General features: G+C 73.1%; 5 protein-coding genes. 4 read left to right on the top strand and 1 reads right to left on the bottom strand.

The window, feature by feature from the left end; translation table 11 throughout:
- Positions 1-252: 252 nt before the first annotated feature.
- The 4 genes from EF903_RS34410 to EF903_RS27985 are packed head-to-tail and all read left to right on the top strand — an operon-like array spanning position 253 to position 3,680.
- Positions 253-432: a hypothetical protein gene (locus EF903_RS34410; RefSeq protein ID WP_185902858.1), complete on the top strand. Its 180-nt coding sequence runs from the start codon at positions 253-255 to the stop codon at positions 430-432.
- Positions 429-1,634, top strand: coding sequence for an MFS transporter (locus EF903_RS27995; protein ID WP_185902857.1), 1,206 nt, complete (start codon positions 429-431; stop codon positions 1,632-1,634). Before EF903_RS34410 ends, EF903_RS27995 begins: the two co-directional genes overlap by 4 nt.
- Positions 1,627-2,799 (top strand): acetyl-CoA carboxylase biotin carboxylase subunit family protein, encoded by a 1,173-nt coding sequence (locus tag EF903_RS35560; RefSeq protein WP_125547784.1) that lies wholly within the window; start codon positions 1,627-1,629, stop codon positions 2,797-2,799. The genes EF903_RS27995 and EF903_RS35560 overlap by 8 nt, the downstream gene beginning before the upstream one ends.
- On the top strand, positions 2,685-3,680 hold the full coding sequence (locus EF903_RS27985; RefSeq protein ID WP_260616026.1) for a RimK family alpha-L-glutamate ligase: 996 nt from the start codon (positions 2,685-2,687) through the stop codon (positions 3,678-3,680). Before EF903_RS35560 ends, EF903_RS27985 begins: the two co-directional genes overlap by 115 nt.
- 111 nt (positions 3,681-3,791) lie before the next feature.
- Here the strand turns inward: EF903_RS27985 and EF903_RS27980 are convergent, their stop codons facing one another.
- Positions 3,792-5,255 (bottom strand): VCBS repeat domain-containing M23 family metallopeptidase, encoded by a 1,464-nt coding sequence (locus EF903_RS27980; RefSeq protein WP_125547780.1) that lies wholly within the window; start codon positions 5,253-5,255, stop codon positions 3,792-3,794.
- Between the last annotated feature and the right edge of the window lie 111 nt (positions 5,256-5,366).

The following is a 5,366-nucleotide window of genomic DNA, read 5'->3' as shown; positions in this document are numbered from 1 at the left end:
CCGGTCGTGGACGGCAAGGTGAACTTCTACAACAACTCCGGCCGCGTCGACCTGATCGCGGACATCACCGGCTACTTCGCCCAGTGACCTGAGGAAACGATTCCGCGCGGAAACGATGCGGCGGGGGGCCCCCCCGGACGGGGCCGGGGGGCGCCGCCGCCGGCCGCGCCCCCCGCCGCCGTCCACGGCTCCGTCTCGATCCTGCCGCAGGGCCGGCCCGTCGCCGCGCCCGAACGGCCGCCGTTCCCCTGGGTGCGGCACTACGAGGCCAACGAGAACCTCGCCCCCGGCGCCGTCGCCCAGAACAGCACCTCCTACCTGTGCTTCGCGATCGTGGAGGGCGCCGACGCCGCCCAGGTCGAACAGCGGCTCCTGGAAACCGAGGCCTGGCTCATGGACCGGGTACGGGACACGGAGGTGCCGGCCCCGTGAACACCTGGCGGCAGACCTCGCCGACCGGCCGCGCCCTCCTGGTCACCGTCCTCCTCACCGGCCTGACCACCTTCATGTTCCTCCCGCTGCTCGCCGTCCACCTCTCCTCGGAGGGCGTGCCCGCCGGCCGCGTCGGCTTCCTCGTCGGCCTCCTGGCCTTCTGCAGCCAGGGCTTCTCCCTGCTGTGCGGGCTCGTCGTCGACCGCTTCGGCACCCGCGCCGTCCTCGCCTCCGGCTTCGGCCTGCGCATCGCCGGGTACGCCCTCCTGGGCGCCGGGACCGCCTCCGCGACCGCCGTCGCCGGGATCGCCGCCATCGGCATCGGCGGCTCGCTGCTGGGCCTGGCCGTCAAGACCCGGCTCGTCGCCGAGGACGGCGTCCCCGCCCGCGACATGCTCGCCCTGCGCTCCACGTTCGTGAACATCGGCGTCATCGCCGGCCCCGCACTCGGCGCGCTCGTCTACCCGCTCGGCTTCGGCTGGATCCTCGCCGCCTGCATCCTCTCCCACCTGCTCCTCGCCATCCGGCTCACCCTCCGCCCCGCCGCGGCGGCGACCGCGCCGCCGCAGCCGGACGGCGGCCCGGCGGCCCCCGCCCCCGCGGCCCCGGCGGCCGCGGACCCCGCCGCCCGGCGCCGGGCCGTGCGCCAGTGGGTCCCGCTGTGCCTGGTCGGCGTCGCCTTCTGGGCCCTCTACAGCCAGCTCAACGTCATCCTGCCGATCCGCGCCAAGGAGATGACCGGCAGCACCGCCGCCATCTCCGTCGTCTTCACCGTCAACGGCCTGCTCGTCGTCCTCCTCCAGTACACGCTCCTGCGCCACGTGTTCCGGCAGGCCACCGCCCGCACCCTGCTCGTCGTCGGGTTCCTCGCCTTCGCCGCCGCGTACGCGCTCCTCATCCCGCTCGCCGGCTGGTCGGCGCTGCTGGCCTTCGTCCTGCCGGTGACGCTCGCCGAGATGCTCATCGCCCCCAGCCTCGACGAGCAGGCCGTCCAGGCCGGACCGCTCGGCCGGACCGGGCTCGCCCTCGGCGCGATGAGCGCCGCCGGCGCCGTCGGCAGCCTGCTCGGCTCCAGCCTCGGCGGCTTCCTGCTCCAGACGCTGCACACCGGCACCGGCATCTGGCTGGTGATCGTCGCGGTGTCCGTCGCCGCGGCCGCCTCCTCACTCCTCCTCCCGAAAGCGCGGATGCAGCATGCCTGACCTGCCCGACCACACCGCCGCAGACCGGCCCGACCTGCCGGGCCTTTCCGACCTGCCCGGCCTTCCCGGCGCTGCCGAGCCGCGGCCCACCGCCGTCCTGCTCAACCCGCGGGACCTCGTCATCGCCGCCGCGCAGCGGCTCGGGCTGTGCGTCGCCGTCGCCGCCGACCCCTCCTCGCCCGTCCCCGTCCCCGACGGCCTGCCCTGCACCGTCCTGCGCACCCCGTGGATCGAGGACCCCGCCGACCTCGTGCGCCGGCTGCGCGCGCTCGCACCGGCCGGAGCGGCCTCCGTGTTCGGGTTCGGCGAGGTCGGCGCCGGCACCGCCGCCGCGGTGAACCGCGAGCTGGGCTGGCCCGGCAATCCGCCCGAGGCGCTGGAGGCCTTCCGGGACAAGGCCCGGCTGCGGGCCGTCGTCGGCGACCGGGCCGGCGTACCGGTGGCGTACGCGGTCTGCTCCGACCGCGAGCAGGCCCGCGCCGCCGTCGCCCGCATCGGCTTCCCCTGCGTCATCAAGCCCGTCGCGGGCACCGGCAGCTCCGGCGTACGCCTCCTGGCCGCGCCCGAGGAGGCGGAAGCCCACCTGGCGGCGCTGGAGTTCACCGCCCGGTACGTCGTCGAGGAGTTCCTGGAGGGCACCGAGTACAGCGTCGAGGCCGTGAGCACCCCCGCCGGGCACCGGATCCTGGCCGTCACCGAGAAGGCGACCACGGGCGCCCCCCACTTCGTCGAGACCGGCCACGTCCTGCCCGTGCGGCTGGACCCCGCGGACGAGGCCGCCGTCACCGCCGTCGTCACCGCGACCCTCGACGCGGCCGGGCTGCGCTACGGGCCCTCCCACACCGAGGTCATGCTGACCGCGGCCGGCCCCCGCCTCATCGAGTCGCACGGCCGGCCCGGCGGCGACCGGATCAGCGACATGCTGGGCCTCGCTCTCGGCGAGGACGTCTTCGCGCAGATGATGACCGCCGTCTTCGGCCTGCCGGAGCCGGCGCCCGCCGCCCGCCGCCGCGTCCTTCCGAAGAAGAGGTGCCCGCCGTGCCGTACAGGATCCTCGTCCTGGTCTCCCAGGCCTCGAAGTTCGAGCTCGACAACCACTCGATCATCCCGAGCGCCCTCCACCGCGAGGGCCACGAGGTGCACATCGGCGACATCGACACGCTGAACGTGCACGACTCCGTCGTCGTCTGCGACCGGGTGCGGCTCTCCGAGGAGTTCATCGCCGGCGGCGACTTCCCGTCGCTGAGCGAGCCGTACGCCTCCGCGGAGGACTTCGACCTGGTGTGGGTGCTCGCGGGCACCCACCCGGAGGCCGGCGACGACTCCTTCCGCCTGCTGTGGCTGCTGAACCAGCGCGTCCCGTTCGTCAACGACGCCTCCGCGCTGTTCTTCCTCAACACGAAGATCAACCTGGGGGCGATCGTCCCCGCCGAGCACCTGCCCGCCTCGTACGTCTCCAACGACTTCGACTTCCTGAACGCGCTCGTGGAGTCGGACGCCGACCGCTCCTGGGTGGTCAAGCCGACGAGCGACGGCTGCGGCGCCGACGTCTTCGTCGTCAACAAGCTCGACCGCAACAGCTCCGCGCTGCTCGGCTCGGCCACCGGCAACGCCGCGTCCCGGAACGGCCGCTACGGCCGCGAGATCATCGGCATGGCCAAGCGGCACACCGTCGCCCAGGAGTACGTCCCCCACGTCCGCACCAACGAGAAGCGCGTCATCATCGCGGGCGACACCCCCGTCTCGGGCTTCCTGCGCTTCCACCCGGAACACGACCACCGCTCCAACGCCACCCTCGGCGCCCGCTTCGAGGCGCTGGAGCTGACCCCGGAGGAGGAGGACTTCGTCCGCCTGCTCGGCAAGCGGATGACGGACCTCGGCATCTTCTACTCGGGCATCGACATGGCGTACCCGTACGTCATCGAGGTGAACATGGTGAACCCCGGCGGACTGAGCTACCACACGCTCGCCACCGGGGAGGACACCTCGTCCGCGGCGGTCAACGCGGTACTGGAGTCCCTCCGCGCGGCCGGAAAGCTGCGCTGACCGGGGGCCCGTACGCGCGGAAGCGGCCCGCCCCCCGGGGGGCGGGCCGCTGCTCACGCGGTCCTCATGCGCTGCTCACCGTCCGCGCCGTGCGGGCCGGACCGCCGCGGTCTACCAGCCGCCCGCGCCGATCTCCCTGCGCTCGCCCAGGCCCGACCCGGTGCCCGGGTAGAGGAAGAGCTTGCCGGTGGAGTTCTGGACGGCGACCAGGTCGTCCGACGGGCTGTTGTTGAACAGGTCGCCGCCGATCAGGTCGGACATGCCGTTCCAGCCGCCCGAGCCGATCAGGATGCGCGGGCTCAGGTACCCGCGGTCACCCGGGTACAGGAACAGCCTGCCCGTCGACTTCTCGACCGCGACGAGGTCCTGGCGGCCGCTGTTGTTCAGGTCCATGCCGGTCAGGTTCGTCATGCCGTTCCAGCCGCCCGAGCCGATCTCCTTGCGGGCGCCGAGGCCGGAGCCGGTGCCCGGGTAGAGCCACAGCTTGCCCGTCGCCTTCTCGACCGCCGCGAGGTCCGCGACGCCGTCGCCGTTGAGGTTCAGCGCGGTCAGGTTCGCCATGCCGTTCCAGCCGCCGGAGCCGATCAGGACGCGTTCCGAGCCGCTCGAGATCGTCGAGTTGTCCCTGCCCTTGTAGAGCCACAGCTTGCCGGTGGACTCCTCGACGGCGACGATGTCGTCCTTGCCGTCCTTGTTGAAGTCGCCGCCCGTCAGGTTCGACATGCCGTTCCAGCCGCCGGCGCCGAGCAGGACACGGGACGAGCCGCCGGCGATCGTGCCGTTGCCGTTGCCCTTGTACATCCACAGCTTGCCCGTGGAGTTCTCCACCGCGACGACGTCGAGGACGTTGTCGCCGTTGAGGTCGGCGGACGCCAGGTCGTTCATGCCCTTGTCGGTCGGGTCGCCGGGCGGGGCCGGGATGACCGGCGGCTCCTCCGTGGTGCCGCAGTTCTTGCTGGTCTGCGTCCGGTCCGGGTAGAACGCGGCGCCGTTGAACGTGGGCCGCTGGTCGGTGCGGTTCAGGCGCTGCTCGTAGTGCAGGTGGGCGCCGGTGGAGTTGCCCGTGCTGCCGACGGCGCCGATCTGCTGGCCGGCCTTGACGGAGGCGCCGTCCGAGACGGCGAAGCTGCTCAGGTGGGCGTAGACCGTGCTCCAGCCGCCGCCGTGGTCGATGACGACGTACTTGCCGTAGCTGCGGCCGCCGAGGTCGCGCACCGTGGCCTTGCCGTCGGCGCTCGCCACGACCGGGGAGCCGTACGTGGAGCCGCCCTGGGTGAAGTCGAGGGCGTAGTACGAGGGGCTGTGGCCGGAGCGGGAGCGGCCGGTCCAGGACTCGTTGCACTTGAACGGCATCTGGAACTTCGGGCGTTCGGCGGAGGCGAAGGTGGACATCGGGCCGACGTCGTACGTGGCCGGCAGGCCCATCTCGGAGACGGTCAGCTCGTCGAGGTCGCCGTGGAAGTCGGTGTCCTCGGCGGCGTTGGCGCCGCTGACGGTGAGGGTGGTGGCGGCGATGGTCGCGCAGAGCAGACCGGTCGCGATGCGGACTCGCCTGGGCGTGAACTTCTTGATCATTTCGGTGTCGTCGTCCAAACCGGCCCTGGGGCCGAGAGAAGGGGAGGTCGGGGGCCGCCGCACCGCGCGGGGCGCGGCGGCGGGCGCGCCGCGGCCGCGGGGCGGCCGGGG

Source organism: Streptomyces sp. WAC05292, from assembly GCF_003949955.1.
GTDB classification, from domain to species: Bacteria; Actinomycetota; Actinomycetes; order Streptomycetales; family Streptomycetaceae; genus Streptomyces; species Streptomyces globosus.
The sequence above is the reverse complement of the archived record's forward strand: the minus strand, read 5'-3'. Positions and strand labels throughout refer to the sequence as shown.

Bases quoted from the DNA above. Each gene is read 5' to 3' on its own strand.
- EF903_RS27980 (WP_125547780.1), bottom strand. From the start codon at position 5,255: ATGATCAAGAAGTTCACGCCCAGGCGAGTCCGCATCGCGACCGGTCTG.
- EF903_RS35560 (WP_125547784.1), top strand. From the start codon at position 1,627: ATGCCTGACCTGCCCGACCACACCGCCGCAGACCGGCCCGACCTGCCG.